The sequence below is a fragment of the candidate division WOR-3 bacterium genome (assembly GCA_039801085.1).
Lineage (GTDB): Bacteria > Hydrothermota > Tepidihabitantia > Tepidihabitantales > Tepidihabitantaceae > JAOABP01.
In genome coordinates this window covers 546,209-565,106 of the sequence record JBDRTY010000001.1, presented here as the reverse complement: position 1 = coordinate 565,106, position 18,898 = coordinate 546,209, and the positions used below count along the sequence as shown (strand labels likewise).

The window sequence follows — 18,898 nt, the reverse complement described above, 5'->3', positions numbered from 1 at the left end:
GACTGCTGGCGCTCCTGCCGTATTATTATATGGTGCGGACCGCAATCCTGATTTGCCTGTTCGGGCTTGCCACCACCATTACCAGTGCACCCGAACCCCGGGATCTGATCCGGATTACCAATGCCACCAGAGATGACGTTCGGAATATTGAAAACTCCGGCGCCTGGGTAAATTATGTCAACCGGACCGGCGTTATTGCGGAGGCAACCGTCAATCAGCAGCGGGCCCTGGCTGATAAAGGTTATAGGATTGAAGTCATAACACCTGACATAACTGGAGTTTACGAACGCAACTTTCAGGAGAGTGATGGCAGGTATCTGACCTATGCCGAATACTGCGATACAATGGCAGTTATTGCAACAAACAATCCGACAATCTGCCGGCTGGAAACCCTGGGTCTGAGTTACCGGGGTAATCTGCTGCTGATGATGAAGATTTCCGACCATCCCCAGATTGATGAGCCGGAGCCTGCGGTTCATTTTGAAGGCGACATTCACGGCGATGAAAAAATCGGCTGGGCGATCACCTTTGAACTGCTAAAGTACCTAGTCCGCAACTACGGCACCGATACCGTTGTCACCCGTCTAGTTGACAGCCGGGAAATCTACCTCCTGCCGATGTATAACCCGGACGGTTATATCAGTTCCAGCCGGTATAACGGCAACAGTGTTGATCTGAACCGCAACTGGGGCTGGATGTGGGGGGATGAAATTTCTCAGGGGGCAAGCCCATTTTCAGAGCCGGAGAACCGGGCGGTGCTTGCTCATCTATGGCGTAATCCCGCAGTTACCTTCGTCTCCTATCATGCCGGCACCACCTTCATTTCCCATCCCTGGAGTTACTGCTACTCCTATCAGAACACAATTCCCGAACTGAACCTGATCCAGTTCCTCTCTGCCCGCTATGATCACTGGACTCATTACACCTATGGCCAGGGTGCGGACTCAATGTATCTGATCAACGGTTCAACCAAGGACTTTGACTACGGCTACGGCATGATGGGCTGGTCAATTGAAGTTCATCCTCAGAAAACCCCACCTGCCTCCGAGATCGACCCTTGCTTCAACCTCAATCTACCAGCAATCCTCGAATTCATCCACCTAGCCGGAAAGGGTATTCACGGCACAGTCACTGATGCGTTCACAGGCACCCCTGTACCTTGTCAGATCTGGGTCCAGCCGGCGAACTGGCTCAGCTACAACAGCCCGACAGTCGGTGACTTTCACCGCTTCTACCTTCCCGGCACCTATACACTGACCTTCCGGTCGCCAGGTTATCGTGACACCACAATTGAAAGTGTCGTTGTTCCGTCAACCGGTGACTCCGCAGTTTGGCTCGAAGTTCAACTAACCCCGGATTCAACTGCACCACTCTTTGCCTTCCGTCATATTTACAACAGTTTTGTCACTCCCTCCGCCAACCGCACCTATCCGGTCCGGACGCTCGGTCCCCGGGACAGTACTGCCTTTCTGCTGGACAACGGGAAGACCATATGTCTGGATATGGTGAAACCGGTTTACAACCGCGAAGGCAGTGAACTGGTGATTTACCGTTCAGCCGGCACCGGCAGTGCGCAGGTGCAGGGTGCCCAGAGCTGGCAGGGACCATGGGTAACGCTGGGCACCGCCACAACACCTGAAACCTATCTTGACATCGGTTCTGCTGGACTGGACAGTGTCCGTTTTCTCCGGCTCACCGCCACCGGGGCATTTTATCTTGATGCGGTGGAAGGTGTAAACACAACCGGCATCGCTACCGCTGACCAGCCTCAGACAGAACAACCGCCCCGCCTGCGGATTGTTCCCAACCCTGCCCGGACAACCGTCGTGGTTTACCTGAACCCGCCGACCCGGCAGCCGGTAACTTTGAAGCTCACCGATCCTGCGGGCAGAACCGTTCAAACCTTTACCATTGCCGGGCAGAACTGGACCTTGAGCCTTAAAGGACCTGACGGCCGGCGCCTGAAACCCGGGGTCTACTTCCTCCGCCCGAACCGGCAGACACCGGTCCGGCTAGTAATTTCAGAATAAGATTATGAACATCATTTTTTCCCTGCTTACCTTGCTTGCCAACTTTGACCCGCTGGAATTCAGGGTGTTTGAGTTCCGGCTCAGAAACGGCCTGCAGGTCATCGGCTATATTGACACCTCCGCACCGGTGGTCTCGGTCAATGTCTATTACCGGGTCGGCTCCTATGATGAACCGCCGGGACTAACCGGCATCTCCCACATGCTCGAGCATATGAGCTTCAAGCACACCGATCTCTACAAGCCGGGTGATTTTGATCGGATGCTAGACTCGGTCGGTGCCATCAACAACGGCTTCACCTCCACCTACTATACCGGCTATTACGCGGACATCGCTAAGGAGCACTGGGAGCTGGCGCTGAAACTGGAGGCGGCCCGGATGGGACGGTGCATCTTTCCGGACTCGGAGTTTGAAAGTGAACATCAGGTCGTTACCGAGGAGCGCCGGCTTCAGGACAACCGCCCGAGCTCGGTCCTATGGGAGAACTTTGAAGCAATCGCCTGGCTCGCTCATCCCCACCGCAGCCCGACCATCGGCTGGCCGGATGATGTGGCCAACTTCACCGTGGGAAAAGTTCGGGAATGGTATAAAAAATACTACAACCCGTCAAATGCGGTGCTGGTGATCGCCGGTGACATCAGACCGGATGATGTCAGAACGATGGCCCAGAAGTATTTCGGCAGATTAAAAGGCAGGCCGGTCGACCGGTACGACTATTACAATTTAGAACCCGAACCCGCTGGCGAACGCCGGATTACGATCCGCAAAAAGGTATCGGTTCCGACCCTACTCATCGGCTATCCCACACCCGGAATCCGAGACTCGCTCTACTTTGTGGGTGATGTCGCTGCCCGTATCCTCGGCTCGGGCAGAAACTCCCGGCTCTATCAGACCCTGGTCCTTGACTCCGGACTTGCCACCTCGGTTTCAGTCTGGAACTCGGTGGAAAAGGATCCCGGACTGATGTACTTCTGGATCAGCCCGAAATCGGAAACCCTGATTCCCCGGATTGAACAGCTGATAACCCGGGAACTGGAAAGAATGAAGACCGAGCCTGTAACCGGACTTGAACTGCAGCGGGTCAAGAATCAGACGATTGCCGGCTCGATCTTTGAGCGGGATGACATCTCCGGCATCGCCTATCTCATTGCCACCGCCCAGATCACCACCGGCTCCTGGCGCTCATTTCTGGACTGGATGCAGCAGGTGGAAAAGACCACCCCGGAGCAGATTCAGCAGTTCTGTCAGAAGTATTTTCAGGACCACCGCCGGGTCGTCGGCATACTCCTGCCTGAAAAAAGGGAGGCAAAATGAAACCGTTTCTCCGCTCACACCTGCTGTTTCTTTTACTCGGACTCATAACCGCAGTTTCCCCTCTGCTCTCCCTGCCGGTTGAGCGCGAATCACTGAACAACGGTCTGATAATCATCACCTTTGAGGACCACCGCCTGCCGATCGTGGACCTGGCACTGGTCTGCCGTTCCGGTGCGACGTTTGAACCGCTCCCGAAGGCGGGCACCGCCAGCCTCTGCGCTCAGATGCTTCTGCGGGGCACGAAAACTCTTACCGCCGACTCGCTCACCGCCCTGCTTGACTTCCTTGGTGCCAGCTACTCGGCAGATGCCGATTTTGACCACAGCCGGCTCCAGTTCCGGCTCCTGTCCAAGGACCTTGGAACCGGACTGGACATCCTTGCCGATATCGTCCTCAACCCCGCATTTCCGGAACCGGAGTTCCGGCTCGTCCGGGAGGAGCTGCTCACCGCTGCCCGCCGTGCCTGGGACAATCCGGGCTCCCTGGTAACGCTGGAGTTTGACCGCCTGCTCTTCGGTGACCACCGCTACCGCCTGCCCGCCCGCGGTGATACCGGCACCATTCCGCAAATCACCCTTGCTGACCTGCGCCAGTTCCACGCCACCCACTTCGTGCCCAACAACTGCTTCATCGTTGCGGTCGGTGACATCAACCCCAGAGAGCTGAAAGAGGAAATCACCCGCCGGTTCGGAAGCTGGCAGTCCAAAACGGTGCCGGCTCCTGAACCGCCTGCATTCAAACCGCCGGAAAAACTCCGCGTCAAACTGATTACCCGGCCGGATATGAACCAGACCTATATTCAGTTCGGCCATCCGGGCATCTCGGTCCGCGATCCGGATCTGATTCCGGTCCGGCTCATGTCCTACATCCTCGGCGGTCCGCCACTCTCCTCCCGGCTCGGTCTGGCGGTCCGGGAATACGCCGGGCTTGCCTATGATGTCCGCTGCTGGTTTGACCGCCGGCTCATGACCGGTGCCTTCCGGGCAACGGTCCAGACCTCAAAACCGCAGACCGCAATTGAGAAGATGTTTGCCGAAATTGACCGGATGGTCCGGACCGGTGCCACCCCGCCGGAACTGCAGAAGGCGAAAAACTACTTCACCGGCTCATTTCCGCTCACCTACTCTGCCAACTCCGGCAAGCTTGACCAGCTGATCAGCTTTGAACTCTACGGCTACGGCATGGACTGGTTCACCCGCTTTCCGGAACTGGTCCGCACCACCACGCTTGAACAGATTAACACCGCTGCCCGCAACCGACTCTTTCCAGGCAGATACCTGATGGTCATCCTAGGCAACATCACCCGCGATCAGCTCAACCTCCCCGATGCGGAGTGGATTGAATGACCGCTCCCAAGATCAATAAACTTCAGAAATTGATGCCGGGCTACCTGATTCTGACAACCTTTTTCATGTAACGGTCAGAACCCGATTCCAGCACAACAAAATATACCCCGGCTGCAGTCTGATGCCCCTTAACATCGCTCCCGTCCCATTGAAGCCGCACTCTGCCTTCCCTGCCGGTTGCCGTCTGCAATTGCCGGAGCAGTCTGCCACCGGCATCAAACATGCTCAATTGCGCCTCCGAAGCTGCCGGCGCCTGCAGACTGACGAGCAACCGGTCCCTGATCACCGTCGGAGAGTCAAACCGTATCCGGCTTCGAGCTTCAGGCGGAGGGAATGTGACTCCCGGACCTTCGTCCCGGAGCACAAATATCCGGCTGTCGCCGACCAGATAAATCCGGTTGTCAACCGGATCCAGTTTCATCACCCGCCAATCTTCCCCCAGTCCCCGCAACCGGAGGAAGCTGACAACAGAATCGGTAACGCAGTCAACCTTTGCCACCCCCCAGATATAGTGGGCGTAAAAAAACGGCAGATTGGGATGGCTGGCATAATTATAATAATCTGCGTTAATTCCCCACCACTTCCACGCCGTATCCGGAATCGGAGTGCTCACCTCATTGACAACCGTGTCCTGAAAAACATCATAGACACCGATCAGATGCGCAAATGGATAATAAGGTCTAATCATATCGCAAAGATAAAGTTTATTAGTGAAAAAGTGGTTTACAAGTCCAAAAGTTGCGTAATAGTAATTTAGATCACTATACACCTTCACGATCGAATCGGTGGTCACATCAATCTTGACCAGAAAGGGAGAATTGGGCAGTATGTTGGCAAAAACGACATACAACCCCCGGACCGCCGGCATCCTTATCGCCGGTGAGAGAATCCCCTGCCCGGCCGGGATACCACGGATGAGCTTCTGCAGTTCGTCCGTAGCAAGGTCCATCACCGCAATCCGGTTGTCCCAGTAGCCCTGAACATAATATTTATTAACCTCGGGATAAAAAATGACAAAACTGGTGCCGACCAGCGGCAGGTCCAGCACCTTGATGACCGTATCCGCATCGGAATCAATGATTGACAGATAGCCGTTGGGATAATCGGTATGACTGCAGTAGATCCGGTTTTTGAAAAAAGTAAGCAATGTAGGCATCAGTCGAACCGGTATGTCATAAACTATCGCCCCATGGTCGCAGTCAAAAACCCTGATGCGTCCCCCTTCCGGGTCCGGAATGTATAACCTTCTTTCATCTGGATGGGGATACAGCTTCACTTCATATTCACAGCGGGCGGGGCAGAGCGTAAATGCCTGAAGATAATTACCTGATTCTCCGTCAACCACCCAAAGCTGAAACGAATCTCGGGATTCGGTCAAAAGATAAAACCGGTTCTGACGGCGGTTATGAACTAAATCCCAGATCCGCTCCACACCGAGCATCCGCTTCCTGCGCACCTGCCAGCTGACCGGATCATATGCCAAAAGGAGCGCCGTTCCTTCAGAAAAATAATACTTGCCGATAAGAATTTGCCCCCGCACCGGATCCCAGGTCAGAGCGGCATACCAGGGATTAACCCGGAATGTGGAATCGGCAAACACCAGAGAGTCCCCCGCACAGTCAATGCCGGCAAGCAGGTTGTCGCAGATAACAGCCAGCCGATCCAGTTCCGGAATGCAACAGAATTCAAGATACCCGCCTCCGCCGAGGAATATCTCCTTTATCAGGGTATCATGGTTGCAATCAACTACTCCGATGCTACCAGCATTAATCAGATAGAGTTTATTGCCCACGGAGTCGGTCGCAAACTGACCTCCCAAAAAAGGAATCCATCTGACGATCCGGTTCTGGTCACCGTCCACCACCGCCACCTCATCATTCAACCCGAAGTAGAGCTTGTTCCGGTGCGGATGCACCAGAACCCCCCGGTAAAACCTCCGCTGGAGACAGAAGGTATCGACAACGGTGTTGGTCCGGCTATCAAACACCGTGCACCAGGCAAAGGTATCCAGCACCGGATAAAGCTGGTAATGTCCTGTAATCACATAATAGCAGTTATTATGGTGATTCCAGAAAACATAGTCAGGCAGACAGCTGTCAACGGTAGTAATGACGGCACGCACTGAGTCGGTCCGGCAGTCAATAACCCGCAACCGGCAGGATTCGGCAGTGATCACAACACACCCTTCGGAATCGTTATACGCCATACACATTAAGTCGGTAACGGGGTAACGGGCAGTTATGGAATCAGTAAGTGTGCTGACAATTGTCATGATTGGCAGACCGCTGTCCCGTCCTGCCACATACAACTTGTGATACCTAGACACAAACAGTTGCTGCTGCTTGTCCGTCCCCGGAATTGCCGGGTGTTCGCCGAGCGTCGGAATTTCCCCCTGACCGTAAAACTGCCAAGATCAAGCACCAGTGTCATACCCTCAGTGGCGACATAGTAGAGCTTTGAACCGTCAATCGCCAGATACCGTGCTCCACCACCGGTTGCTCCGCCACATACGGTATCGGCAACTGGAATCACCCGCTCGAGAGTAATCGCACCGGCAGTTGTAATCAGGGGTAGAATAACTGCCATACCGGTGACACTCAATTTTTTCAGCATCATCGCCGCCTCCTTTCCATTTTTATCTGACCGTGACCCTTCGGGTCACGACCGTTTCAGAAGTGCGCACCTGCACAATATATACTCCGGGTACTGAACGCATCCCATGCCCATCGATCAAATCCCAGGTCGCCGAATGGACACCTGCATTCAGTAGCCGGTCACACAGCGTGCACACCCGCCTGCCGGCGATATCGTAGATCGTCACCGCACATCTTCCGGGTTTCCCGTTGATAAACTCCAGCCTGACATTGTGCGCCGCCGGCTCCGGATAAACTTTTAGGTCCGGGGCTGAACTGCATTCAACCCTGTCAGCACCTTGCCCGCCACTCTCAAGGTCGTCATACATCGGAACACGGTAGAAGGCACGGTTAGTGCTGCCGAAAAAGGCGTAGACATAGCCATCTCTGCCATGAGCACAGGCAGTCTGAATATACTGGGGATAAGGGGTAGATCCATAACGATCAAAACGATCTGTGATTGGCTGTGATACCCAGCAGGCGTCATCCTCGCCGCCACCAAGCAGACAGGCGGTATGAGAAGCGCCACCCGGCATATTGAAAGTTGAAATCGAACCACCATAACCGGAGTTGCCTGTCAATCTTCCACCGGGAAGCCATATCAGAATCGAATCACGCACATTAGCGTAGTGAATCTTATCACTCCCATTTCCGGGAAGCATCAGGATATATTCCAGCGGCTGAGGCAATGCCGGCAGATGATACCATGAAATACAGGAACCGGGTCCGGGGCGGGGCATATCACTTGTGGACAGTTCGCGCCAGCGCGGAATATCATTCGGCTGAATACCACCCGCACCGCCTGCAAGCGGTCCGTATTTGAAAATCCGCCGGAAAGTGTCCCCGGGTATCGCGTACACCCAATACAGATTGTCAACGATAGCAAATGCTAACGAACCGCCCTGACTGACCGGAAACGGAATATCCGGATATCGCAGCCAGCTGTTGTCTGAAATCCGGTAACGCCAGAACTGCTTCCTCCCCCAACGAGCACATAGATGGTGCCATTCAAGTCCGAGGCAAGCGCTGCACCTGGACCAAAATTCACATCCCCGGGAAAATCAGTCGGAGAATCATCCCATCGGTCAAGATTAATAAGATAACGATACAGCTTTTTGGTTCCGCCAAAGATGGCATAGATGGTCTTGGGATTTTCAATTCCGAAAACCAACGCTGAACCGGGATACTGCCACTGCGGCGTGTCCGCCCGCCTTTCCCAGCCGGCAGAACCGATCTCTGCCAGCACCAGTGTCAGGATAAAAAATCTTATCAACCTCGCCATTTTAACCTCCTTTCTTAAAATGGAGGCGGCGATGATGCGCATATATTATAAGAACCGGGCAGTTTTTGTCAATAGGATAACCGCTTATTTGTGTATTTTGATGCATAAACATTGATTATAACAATTGCATTATATATCATTTCCTGTCAGATACTAACCTGTTAAAAATTAAACCCTGCATAGGGTTCACCCCGGGTAATTGCATGGATGGTAGTATGATTGAGTATGACGGTTAAATTGAGCGGCTGCAGGGATAAAATTTCCGCTCGCTTTGACAGCTGGCGGACAGGCTGGTCCGGGCAGTGCATTATAAACAGAAACCGGCTCCGGTCGGTCTGCCCGGAGCCGGTTCGGTTGCCGGTAACAGTCTGCCTTTTACTTACGGGGCAAACGAAGTTACAAACCGCTGGCCGGTCTCGGTATACTGGATGATCGTTGCCAGCTTGATCGGGTTGCCGAACTCGTCAAAGGTGATCGTGCCCGAGACGCAGGGGTAGTCCCGGATTTTGCTCAGCGCCTCCCGGATCTCGTCCGGCTTGGCATTGGGTGCATTCTTGAGTGCGGCGATCAACAGAAGTCCTGCATCATACCCGAGGGTAGCAAAGGCATCCGGCTTCTGACCGTAGCGCGCCTGATACTTGTTCACCCAGTTCTGAACCTCAGACCTGGGATCATCAGCCGAGTAGTGGTTGACAAAGTAGCTACCCGCCACCTCCTTGCCCGCAATCTCCAGCATCGCCGGTGAATCCCAGCCGTCACCGCCAAGGAAGCGGGTGACCAGCCCGAGCTGATATGCCTGCTTGACGATCAGACCGACCTTGTTGTAGTAGTCGGGGAGAAACACGAGGTCCGGCTTCTGCTGTTTGATCTTGGTCAGCAGTCCCGAGAAGTCGACATCATCCTTCTGATAGGACTCATATGCCACCACCTTGCCACCTGCCGCCTCGAAGAAGCGCTTGAAGTAGTCCGCAAGCCCGCGGGAGTAGTCGTTGCCGACATCATACATGATTGCGGCGGTCTTTGCCTTCAAGCTGTCAATTGCAAACCGCGCCGCCACCACCCCCTGGAACGAATCGGTGAAGCAGGCACGGAAGATATACTCCTTGTGCCTGCCGTCATCGGTGACCGTGACCTTGGGATTGGTCGAAGTCGGGGTGATCATTGGAATCCGCGCCACCTGGCACTTGTCCGCCAGCGGCAGGGAGCATTTGGTGGACACCGAACCGATGATTGCCACAACACCGTCCAGCTCAATCAGCTTGCCGCCGGCGTTTGCCGCCTCAGTCGGGTCGTTCTTGTCATCGGAGATAAACAGCTTGATCTGCTTGCCGTTCACGCCGCCGGCACGGTTTGCCTCCTCAATTGCGAGCATGATGCCGTTGACCGTTGACTCGCCGAAGGTCTTGACATCACCGGTGAGCGGGGCGACCACGCCCACCTTGATCACATTGCCCGGACCGCAGGAAAGAACGAGCAGTCCGAGCCCGAGTGTTAAAATCAGGACTGTCAGATTACGCATTGACTCCTCCTTTTCTGGTTACTCATTTCGGCTGACACTTACAAGGTCTGAATCCTGACCTGTTCCCTGAGCATACCGGCTCAGAAACTGCTGTGCCCACTCATCAAAACGCCCGCCGGCAATCGCCTCCCGGATAGCACGCAGCAGTGACTGGAAGAAATACAGGTTGTGATAGCTTAAAAGCCGGGGTCCCAGCGCCTCGCCCGCAAGGAACAGATGCCGGAGATAGGCACGGCTGAAGTTGCGGCAGGTGTAGCAGTTACAGTTCGGATCCAGCGGTCCGGGATCTTCTGCATAGACCGCATTCCGGATCAGCACCCGGCCGGTGCTGACAAAGGCGGTACCGGTTCTGCCGTTCCGGGTCGGCAGCACACAGTCAAAGAGATCCACCCCAACCCGAACCGCACTGATTATATCCTCAGGATAGCCGGCACCCATGAGATAGCGGGGTTTTTCTGCCGGTATCATTGAACACACCTGTTCGGTAATTTCATAGGTCAGGGCTGAAGGTTCACCCAGACAAAGCCCGCCGATCGCATAACCCGGAAAATCCAGCGCCAGCAGCTCCTCCGCACTCCAGTGCCTGAGGTCATGATAGGTTGCACCCTGAATGATACCGAACAGATTCACATCCGCTCCTGCAGCCGTCCGGCAGCGCCGTGCCCAGCCGGTCGTTCGTGCCACCGAAATTTCCGCCTGCTGCCGGCTGACCGGAAACGGCGGACAGTCATCCAGACACATCGCAATATCCGAACCCAGCGCTCGCTGAATCTCAATCACCAGCTCCGGGGTAAAGAAATGCCGGCTGCCGTCAATGTGGGACTGAAACTCCACCCCCTCCTCGCCGGTCCGGGAAAGTGCCGCCAGCGAGTAGATCTGATAACCGCCGGAATCGGTGAGCACCGGACGGTGCCAGCCCATGAAAGCGGAAATTCCCCCCGCCCCCTGAATCAGTTTATGCCCGGGCCGTAAATAGAGGTGATAGGTATTGCAGACTAGCATCTCAGTGCCGGTATCGCTTACTTCCTGGGGACTCATGGTCTTGACGGCCGCCTGGGTCGCCACCGCCATGAATGCGGGCGTTTCAACGGTGCCGTGAGGCAGACTCAATCTTCCCCGGCGTGCCCGGTGATCGCCTGCCAGCACCTCAAAGTCGAACATCAGGTTTATCCCCGGGCAAGATGGACCCTGGGCCCGACATTTACCGCGCCGTCCACTCCGCGAACCTCGGCATCTTCACCCACGATCGCACCGCTGAGCCGGCAGTTCGCCACCCTTGCCCCATGATAAATCAGGCTGTCTTTTACCACTGAACCGGATATCTGAGCGCCCACCGAGACCGAGACATAGGGCCCGATCTCGGAACGTTCAATCCTGGCATCCGGTGCAATAAAAACCGGTGGCACAATCCGGACGGTATTCAACTCCGGCAGGGCTGTCTTCTGGCGCTCCAGCAGCAGCCGGTTGGTCTCAAGCAACGCCTCCGGTGTCCCGCAGTCCAGCCACACATCAACATCAACAGTTCTGATCCCTGCCCCCTGATTAGCGAGAAACTGCAGTGCATCGGTAAACTGATATTCACCTTTGATCATCCGGTTTTCTGCAATCAGCCGTTCAAGCGATTGATAAAGGAACTTCGGCTCCCGGAAGTAGTAAATCCCGACGATCGCCAGCCGGCTTACCGGCTCCCTAGGCTTTTCGATCACCCTGCTGACCACCCCGTTCTCCACCAGCACCACACCGAACCGGCTCGGGTCTGATACTTCCTTGACCCCGATACTGTAGTCCGCCTGAAACATTAATTGAAAGTCAAAATCAACAATCGTATCCCCCAGCAGAATCAGCAGTGGCAACCCGGCACGGTCAGCCCCGGCACACCAGACTGCATGCCCCAGACCGCGGGGCTCAGGCTGGACGACAAATTCAAAGCTCATCCGGTAGCTTGCCTGCAGATAACTGCTGATCCATTCATCCCCCGGCGGCACAACCACCCAAATCCGGTCCGGATTCAGTCGGCTGACCCGGTCAAGAATATGCCCAATGATCGGTTTGCCCGCAACCTCCAGCATCACCTTGGGCTTTCTGAGCGTGTGCGGTCTTAACCGCTGCCCCTCGCCTGCTGCCGGAATGATCACCCCCAGTCCCACACCCGCTCCTGTTATCTCTTCTGCGTCAGCACCAGCTTTAACCGGTCAATTTTCGGAATCACCATCGGATCAACATTGCGGCGCCGTGCCAGTTCGATACTGAGCAAATCACCGCGCACCACCTGCGAAAACAGCCGGGCACAACCAGAGCTTCCGGCTGATTCCAGCCGGACATTTTCCGCAATCGTGCCCTGAATCAGTTTCAGCATCTGGCCCAACCGAACCAGCGTCCGCAAATGGCTTGTCGGATCAACCAGTGCAATCACCGCCACCTTTCCATCAAGGAAAACGGGCGCACCAAAACCCATGATCTCATTATGACTCGCCTCCGGTAATGTTCCCCAGTGTGCCAGCATCTTGGCATTCTCATTCAACTGACATTGCAAACGGTAGGCAGCAGTATCCAGCAGACGGCTGGTTGAATAAACAATAATGAACCGGTCCACAATTTTCCGGCTTAACCGCACTGCCCAGCGGTGCCATACGGGCAGATTCATTCTCACCAGTCTGCCGGTTTCTCTGATGTCCGACAGGAAACTGCGGCAGCGGCCAAGGCGGTTCAGCACCACCAAAATTGCCACGCTCATCAGCCCGATCGCACACCGCGGCGGCATTCCGCCGGGAATCAGAATCAGGGGCACACCGTCCTTTCGCGCCTTTTCCGCCAGCTTCCCACCGCTCGTGATTACCACGACTTTAGCCCGCTGTTTTACCGCCGCATCATAGACCGCAATCGTCTCTTCAGTATTCCCGGAATAACTTATCGCCAGAACCAAGGTTTGATCGGAGATACCCGCAGGCAGGGAATAATCGCGCACAACCGTAAGCCACCGCCCCCCCTCCGCCTCCAGAATGCTCCGGACAATATCAGCACCCATCGCCGAACCACCCATCGCCCCGACGATAACCTGGCCAATGGCAGATTTTGAGGAGAGCGGCACACTGCTGGCAATTTCCCACGCTGTATTCAGCTGCTCCGGCAGACCCGAGATAAGTTCCTTCATTCGCTGATAGCCGGTATTATTCACCACCTGCCCCCTTGACCGCATGGAGTGAACGTGCCAGTTTCGGAAACCGGTGATGCACTTCCCGCTCCAGCAGTCGTTCCACCTCCAGCGCAGTTGAAAGTTTCAACGCCTGATGTGCCACCTCGGCAGCAACGCCGGTATCAATTGACCGAATCACCTGTTTGGTCTCAGGCAGCAGTCCGGGCACAACCGAAACTTCGTCCACTCCCATACCCAGAAGCAGCACGACACCCATCGGATCAGCACCAAATTCCCCACACATGCCAACCCAAATACCCTGTTCGTGTGCAGCATCAACCGTATTCTTGATCAGACGCAGAACTGCCGGATGAAAATGGTCAAACAGTCTTGCCACCCGTTCATTTCCCCGGTCTACCGCCAAGGTATACTGAGTTAAATCGTTTGAACCGATTGAGAGAAACCTGCTTTCCCGGGCGAACTGCTGGGCAAGGATTGCCGCCGAGGGTATCTCAACCATTACCCCAACTTCAACATTTTCATCAAACTGCTTCCCCTCCTTCCTCAATTCCTTCTTTGCCTCCTCAAGTACCAGTTTTGCCCGGCGCAATTCCTCAATCGTTGCTACCATCGGAAACATGATTTTGACATTGCCGGCAGCGGAAGCCCTAAGAATTGCCCGCAGCTGATTTTTGAACAGCGCGGTATCGTCCAGACAGAAACGGATCGCCCGCCAGCCCAGAAACGGATTTGCCTCGGTATAACCGGGAATCACCTTGTCCCCGCCCAAATCAAAGGTCCTGATAATTACTGGAAATGGCCGGAACAGCTCTGCCACATCCCGGTAAATCTCAAACTGCTCCTCCTCAGTCGGCGGACGCCGTCGCGCCAGAAAGAGATATTCGGTCCGGAAAAGTCCGATTCCCCGTGCCCCGTTATCCCTTGCCTGCCGTGCCTCAATCAGGAATTCTACATTAGCGGACAGATCAATCATTTTGCCATCAAGCGTTACCGGCTCCTCCTCGACCAGTGCCTTCAATGATGCCCGACGCCGCTGTTCCCGCTTGATCTCCGCCTCATAGGTTTTCAGCCGGTTTGCGCTCGGATTGAGAATCGCCAGCCCCCGGTACCCGTCGACAAAAATCTCATCCCCCTCCTGAACCGTCTTCAGTATTGCATCCGCTCCGAATACCGCCGGAATTTCCTTTGCCTTTGCCATAATCGCGGTATGAGATGTCTTACCACCTGCTTCCAGCACTATGCCCGCCACCTTTGCCGGGTCCAGCAGTGCTGCATCGGATGGTGGCAACTGGTGTGCCACCAGCACCGACCCCGGTTTCACCCCAAAAATTGAAGGGAGATTGTCCCCAAGCAGCACGCTCAGCACCCGTGCCGAAACATCCGCCATATCCGCAAACCGTTCACGGAAAAACGGCACCTGTGCCGCCATCCCGCTCACACTCAGCCCCTTTAGGGTTTGACTGTAGGCAAATTCGGCGTTGCGCAGCTGCTCCCGGATATACCGCTCGGTCCCGTTCAATACTTCCTCGTCGGTCAGAAGTGCCAGCTGAACATCAATAAATTCGGCAAAATCCCTGCCCATCTCCCGCCCCACCTGCTGATGGAGCTCCCGCAGTTCCGCTTCAACATCCCGTACTGCCTGACGAAAACGTTCCACTTCCGGACCGGCATCCTCAGGTTTCAGCACCCGTTCACTGATTACCGGCAGATAAGGCTGATAAATAAACACCGGACCACGGGCAAACCCGGAGGAAACCGGAATGCCGCGAAAAATCTTCTCTTTCTTAATGCTCATCGCCAGTCAGTTTCTCCTTGAGCACTGCAAACGCCTCCGCCTCATCTTCACCGCTCACCTCAAGAATTACCGCACTGCCCTTTTCCGCTGCCAGTGTCAGAATCGCCAAAATGCTCTTGCCATTAACCCAGATGCCGTCTTTTGCCAGCCGGACCCGGGACTTGAAACGTTCAGCCAGCTTTACAAACTCCGCTGCGGGCCGGGCATGAAGTCCGACCGGACCTCCAATAACAACTTCCTCTCTAATCATCAGCGGTGGCTAAATATACCCTTTTTCACTCTACGGTCAAATTTTTTCTCCGCCCTTTATCCTTACCCGTCGCACCTTTACCTTTGCTTCCCTCAGCAACCTGCGGGCTAAATCATCCGGATAATCATCAGCAATTACAAACTCGGTGATTCCAGCATTAATCAGCATCTTTGCACAGGTGATACAGGGGGCATGCGTACAGTACAGGGTTGCACCGGAGACCTGTATGCCGAAACTGGCAGCCTGAACTAGCGTATTCTGCTCCGCGTGTATTCCGCGGCAGATTTCAATCCGCTCTCCGGCAGGAATGTGCAACCGCTTCCGCAGACAGCCTGCCTGTTCACAATGGACAAGACCATGCGGTGCTCCATTATAACCGGTGCAGAGAATTCTCTTCTCCCGGACCAGAACCGCTCCGACCTTCCGTCGCAGGCAGGTAGAACGCTGGGCAACCAGCTGGGCAATCCCGATAAAATACTCATCCCAGCTCTGACGTCGGACGCTTTTTGCCGGTCTCATTACGGTTAACGCACCACGGAAATTTTAGCACTTGCCGAACCAGTATCGGTTACCAGTTTCAACCAGTAAACCCCCGGACTCAGGGATATTCCCTTCTGGTCAACAAGGCGCAGAGTCAACCAATCCGCCCCTGATTGCAAATCTCCCGGACTGACCCGGCGCACCAGCCGTCCGCACCGGTCATAGATCAGGAGGGCAGATACTCCGGACGCCGGCAAATTCAGCCGGAGATTGACCGCCTTCCGGACCGGATTGGTCCGGACTGTTATTTTCGGCAGTGGGACGCCATTCACTGCCGCCTTTTCATTAATTCCGGTTCGCCAGTCGGTGGAAAACCTGAGCGCATGCCCCGGAATCCAGGGCGACGCCGCACGGTGATAGGTACCGTTGTATAATACCTGGATAAATTTGGTCTTCGTATGATCCTGAATCCCGACCGTTGCCGAATTGCCGGGACGGTTGGCGGTCAGATACTGAATGACAAACTTGGAATTGCCGTCTTCAGCTGCGAGCGTAGTGTCGTAGAGAATGATCTCAAATTTATCCCATTCACTACTGCTGATATAGTGCACGGAATCCCATTCAATGATAAACCGGTGATTAGCGGCATCATGATAATACCAGACGCTGTCGCCGTATCTTGGATCCAGGTCATCCCAGTTGGCAGCAATCAATGGGGGCATATTGGAATTCGGCAGCGCAGTGTTTGTATAGTCGGTTCTAGTTGTCGTCCCGGGTGCAATCCAACCATTGGAACAGACTGAAATCTGATTATATGCCTGGCCGTAGAAAACGAACGGACCGAATGCGGGCGGCAGAGTAATCTGCCTTGTCTCGTCGTCCCCGAGTTGTAATCTCGTGCCGATGCCGTAGATTTCCACCCATTCAAACTCCGGATGTTCACCATAAGCTGTATCCACCTCATCATAGGCATAATAAAGGGTCGGTTCGGAGTTGTCCGGAATCGGATCGGTAACCCGCAGTTCCCCTACCGTCAGTGTCAGCAGAAGACTGTCATGATAATTACTGCCCTGAAGGTAAAGCCGCAGTCGGACATTGTGTTCTCTGGGGGTCTGCGGTGATGCCTGCAGCGTAAACCGGTCGGAGTAGTTACTTCGCGTCGAATCCGCCGGGATATCGCCAAAATATCCATTTGAATCAGTAATTGAAACATAGATATCATCAGTTCTTAAAATACCGGCGATATCACTGGCGGTAATTCTACCGGCATTCCGCAGTGCAAAGGCCAGCCCGGCAGTTTCCCCGGGATCCAGTCTGCCATCATTGTTACCACCGGGCGGTGAATCAACGATTGTCTGCGACTGATAAACCAGCGCCGGAGCGTTTACGATCGCTCCCTCAATCGCATCCAGATCATAGCTCTGGCCACCATCGTTCAACCGTACATAACAGGCAAACGGAACACCAGCGCTCGCCAGATCACAGGCGATGTTGCCATTACCAGAAGCACAGAAGCTCCAGGGCCCGTTCCAGTCGGAAGAAACATAAACTGAGCAGGGTTTAGTGGTCGTGGAATATACCGTAAAATCCGTCCCGGGACCGTTGATGATCGGAGCACTCAGTTCAATCACTGCCATACCCCGATTGGTCAGGGTGAGAATGCGAGCATCCTGTCTGCTGAGTGCAAACAGACCCATCGTATTACCCGCCTGGGTCGGGTCCATGCAGATCCATGTAGTAACTTTGTAACCGGTAATCGGTGCAGTCGTATCCGGAGACAGACTGACATTAATCACCACAAAGGTATCAGCCGGCACACTTATTCCGCTGACCGTCTTCGGCTGATAACCGTCCGCCAGCACCCGCAGTGAATAGGTTCCGGGGAGCACATATTTAAAGAACCAGCCGCAGGTATCGGTATAAACCATCCAGTTGCTCGGGTCAGAAATTACAATTGCCCTTTTAACCGGCAGACCGGTAGCCGAATCGGTAATGCACCCCCGGATTCCGTAACCGCCACGAATCATCCACTGTTTGCTCGCGGTCCAGTTAGCCCGGCAGATCGTATCAATCTGATTTTGCGGCGGCGGCTGTCCGGACGCCACCTCAGCAGCAAATCCGAGTGCACCTTCGGCACCATAATAAAAATCGGTAGAAGTTCCCTGACATTCGTAAAGTCCGCGGGAAATCTGGTATGCGGGATAACCAGTTATACTGCCATACTGCTGGCACCACTGGGCATGAGCAACACTGTCATAAGTCGCAATCCGTGAATAACTCCAGGGCCACATCACCGAGGTTGCGCCACTGTGATAGGTCATGGTCATAACAAACGGGCAACGGGTAAAAAAGTTCCTCAACCCGCGAATTTCCGGCTGACTCCAGGGAACATTGGCACCCGACTCCTGATTCCAAGCGTAACCGTAATCCCGGTTCAGATCAATGCCGTTGGAATTCCCTCGGGTCCGGTTAATCAACCCTTCGGGATTAACGCAAGGAATGATCCATATCTCTCTGGTATTCACCAGATAGGTAATCAACGGATCACTTCCATAGTTATCGGTAAGCTGACGGGTAATATACCAGCAGATTTCCGTGCCGATATTTTCATTGCCATGGGTGGTTCCATCCCATTCCAGTCGGGGACGATGGTTCTCAACCGTCGGGTTCTGAGTAATTTTAAGTGCAATTACATATTTGCCCGTCGGCGAAACGGCAATTGTTTCCAGCTGACAGATGTTGGGATGGGTTGTGGCAATAAGGGCAAATGTATCCATAATCTCCTGATACGAGTGATAGCGACCGAAATCCTCTCCCGAACACTGTTCTTCTGCCTCCTTTTGCATATCAGGGACGAGCACATCCACGCGATAACCGATACTCTTCAACCGCTCATAGGTATGCTCCCTCACTGCGCCAACGAAGTAATCATCAGTAACTTCATAGAATTCCAGCACTTCGCGGGCAATTGCATGCAGCCGGGCCTTGGGACAGTAAACACGAACCTTCATTTCCCGTTCCTGTGCCCAAACAAGCAGACAACCGGCAGTAAGCAATAAAAGCATTAACCTCTTCATTTACAACTCCTTTTCTGGTT

General features: G+C 54.4%; 15 protein-coding genes. 3 read left to right on the top strand and 12 right to left on the bottom strand.

Going from position 1 to position 18,898, the window contains the following annotated elements:
- Positions 1-32 precede the first annotated feature (32 nt).
- Genes ABIK48_02670 through ABIK48_02660 form a run of 3 tightly spaced genes read left to right on the top strand, consistent with a single transcriptional unit; the run spans position 33 to position 4,688 of the window.
- Complete coding sequence (locus tag ABIK48_02670; protein ID MEO0021059.1) at positions 33-2,030, top strand: M14 family zinc carboxypeptidase; 1,998 nt, start codon at positions 33-35, stop codon at positions 2,028-2,030.
- Between the two features lie 4 nt (positions 2,031-2,034).
- Positions 2,035-3,342 carry a pitrilysin family protein gene (locus tag ABIK48_02665; protein MEO0021058.1) on the top strand — a complete coding sequence of 436 codons (1,308 nt, stop codon included), beginning with the start codon at positions 2,035-2,037 and terminating at the stop codon, positions 3,340-3,342.
- Entirely contained in the window at positions 3,339-4,688 is a 1,350-nt protein-coding gene (locus ABIK48_02660) for a pitrilysin family protein (GenBank protein ID MEO0021057.1), read from the top strand. The genes ABIK48_02665 and ABIK48_02660 overlap by 4 nt, the downstream gene beginning before the upstream one ends.
- Positions 4,689-4,728: 40 nt before the next feature.
- Here ABIK48_02660 and ABIK48_02655 read toward each other — a convergent pair whose 3' ends face one another.
- The 12 genes from ABIK48_02655 to ABIK48_02600 form a co-directional block, all read right to left on the bottom strand.
- On the bottom strand, positions 4,729-7,014 hold the full coding sequence (locus ABIK48_02655; GenBank protein ID MEO0021056.1) for a FlgD immunoglobulin-like domain containing protein: 2,286 nt from the start codon (positions 7,012-7,014) through the stop codon (positions 4,729-4,731).
- Positions 6,957-7,304, bottom strand: coding sequence for a hypothetical protein (locus tag ABIK48_02650; GenBank protein MEO0021055.1), 348 nt, complete (start codon positions 7,302-7,304; stop codon positions 6,957-6,959). The genes ABIK48_02655 and ABIK48_02650 overlap by 58 nt, the downstream gene beginning before the upstream one ends.
- A 19-nt stretch (positions 7,305-7,323) precedes the next feature.
- Complete coding sequence (locus tag ABIK48_02645; GenBank protein MEO0021054.1) at positions 7,324-8,181, bottom strand: T9SS type A sorting domain-containing protein; 858 nt, start codon at positions 8,179-8,181, stop codon at positions 7,324-7,326.
- A 29-nt stretch (positions 8,182-8,210) separates the two neighbouring features.
- Positions 8,211-8,603, bottom strand: a complete 393-nt coding sequence (locus ABIK48_02640; GenBank protein ID MEO0021053.1) for a hypothetical protein — start codon at positions 8,601-8,603, stop codon at positions 8,211-8,213.
- 379 nt (positions 8,604-8,982) lie between these two features.
- A complete protein-coding gene (locus ABIK48_02635; protein MEO0021052.1) occupies positions 8,983-10,122 on the bottom strand; it encodes an ABC transporter substrate-binding protein in 1,140 nt (379 codons plus the stop codon).
- Positions 10,123-10,140: 18 nt separating this feature from the next.
- Positions 10,141-11,283, bottom strand: a complete 1,143-nt coding sequence (gene tgt / locus ABIK48_02630) for a tRNA guanosine(34) transglycosylase Tgt (GenBank protein MEO0021051.1) — start codon at positions 11,281-11,283, stop codon at positions 10,141-10,143.
- 5 nt (positions 11,284-11,288) lie between these two features.
- Positions 11,289-12,269 carry a sugar phosphate nucleotidyltransferase gene (locus tag ABIK48_02625; GenBank protein ID MEO0021050.1) on the bottom strand — a complete coding sequence of 327 codons (981 nt, stop codon included), beginning with the start codon at positions 12,267-12,269 and terminating at the stop codon, positions 11,289-11,291.
- Positions 12,270-12,280: 11 nt separating this feature from the next.
- Positions 12,281-13,300 (bottom strand): bifunctional phosphoglucose/phosphomannose isomerase, encoded by a 1,020-nt coding sequence (locus ABIK48_02620; GenBank protein MEO0021049.1) that lies wholly within the window; start codon positions 13,298-13,300, stop codon positions 12,281-12,283.
- Positions 13,290-15,071, bottom strand: coding sequence for a phosphoenolpyruvate--protein phosphotransferase (ptsP, locus tag ABIK48_02615; GenBank protein MEO0021048.1), 1,782 nt, complete (start codon positions 15,069-15,071; stop codon positions 13,290-13,292). Before ptsP ends, ABIK48_02620 begins: the two co-directional genes overlap by 11 nt.
- Complete coding sequence (locus tag ABIK48_02610) at positions 15,061-15,321, bottom strand: HPr family phosphocarrier protein (GenBank protein ID MEO0021047.1); 261 nt, start codon at positions 15,319-15,321, stop codon at positions 15,061-15,063. The genes ptsP and ABIK48_02610 overlap by 11 nt, the downstream gene beginning before the upstream one ends.
- Before the next feature lie 36 nt (positions 15,322-15,357).
- Positions 15,358-15,840, bottom strand: a complete 483-nt coding sequence (locus ABIK48_02605) for a cytidine/deoxycytidylate deaminase family protein (GenBank protein ID MEO0021046.1) — start codon at positions 15,838-15,840, stop codon at positions 15,358-15,360.
- Positions 15,841-15,845: 5 nt separating this feature from the next.
- On the bottom strand, positions 15,846-18,878 hold the full coding sequence (locus ABIK48_02600) for a M14 family zinc carboxypeptidase (GenBank protein ID MEO0021045.1): 3,033 nt from the start codon (positions 18,876-18,878) through the stop codon (positions 15,846-15,848).
- Positions 18,879-18,898 lie beyond the last annotated feature (20 nt).

Excerpts from the sequence above, each read along its gene's own strand:
- ABIK48_02660 (MEO0021057.1), top strand. The coding sequence starts at position 3,339 with ATGAAACCGTTTCTCCGCTCACACCTGCTGTTTCTTTTACTCGGACTC.
- tgt (MEO0021051.1), bottom strand. The coding sequence starts at position 11,283 with ATGTTCGACTTTGAGGTGCTGGCAGGCGATCACCGGGCACGCCGGGGA.
- ptsP (MEO0021048.1), bottom strand. The coding sequence starts at position 15,071 with ATGAGCATTAAGAAAGAGAAGATTTTTCGCGGCATTCCGGTTTCCTCC.
- ABIK48_02640 (MEO0021053.1), bottom strand. The coding sequence starts at position 8,603 with ATGGCGAGGTTGATAAGATTTTTTATCCTGACACTGGTGCTGGCAGAG.
- ABIK48_02650 (MEO0021055.1), bottom strand. The coding sequence starts at position 7,304 with ATGATGCTGAAAAAATTGAGTGTCACCGGTATGGCAGTTATTCTACCC.
- ABIK48_02665 (MEO0021058.1), top strand. The coding sequence starts at position 2,035 with ATGAACATCATTTTTTCCCTGCTTACCTTGCTTGCCAACTTTGACCCG.
- ABIK48_02605 (MEO0021046.1), bottom strand. The coding sequence starts at position 15,840 with ATGAGACCGGCAAAAAGCGTCCGACGTCAGAGCTGGGATGAGTATTTT.
- ABIK48_02635 (MEO0021052.1), bottom strand. The coding sequence starts at position 10,122 with ATGCGTAATCTGACAGTCCTGATTTTAACACTCGGGCTCGGACTGCTC.
- ABIK48_02600 (MEO0021045.1), bottom strand. The coding sequence starts at position 18,878 with ATGAAGAGGTTAATGCTTTTATTGCTTACTGCCGGTTGTCTGCTTGTT.
- ABIK48_02610 (MEO0021047.1), bottom strand. The coding sequence starts at position 15,321 with ATGATTAGAGAGGAAGTTGTTATTGGAGGTCCGGTCGGACTTCATGCC.